The sequence below is a fragment of the Achromobacter sp. Marseille-Q0513 genome (genome assembly GCF_018195695.1).
Taxonomy (GTDB): Bacteria; Pseudomonadota; Gammaproteobacteria; order Burkholderiales; family Burkholderiaceae_B; genus Achromobacter.
Window position 1 is genome coordinate 1 of record NZ_JAGTJY010000708.1, and the last position, 202, is coordinate 202.

The window sequence follows — 202 nt, forward strand, 5'->3', positions numbered from 1 at the left end:
TTGGCCTTGTTCTTGACGTCCTCCGTCACCAGCGTGCCGGTGCTCAGCTTGTTCAACCCGTCGGCCACCGCCTTGTCGCTGCTGGCGATGACGCTGCCGATCAACGCGGTGTTGTTCTTCACGTCGATCAAGAAACCGCCATCACCCGCCCACAGGCCGGTCTGCTCGGTCACCGACTTGAAGTCGCTCTTCATCTGGCCTT

1 protein-coding gene is annotated in these 202 nt (G+C 60.9%); it reads right to left on the bottom strand.

All coding sequences use genetic code 11. The features are described from left to right. A partial coding sequence (locus KDH83_RS33030; RefSeq protein ID WP_212323333.1) for a hypothetical protein occupies window positions 1-202 on the bottom strand: 202 nt, incomplete at both ends.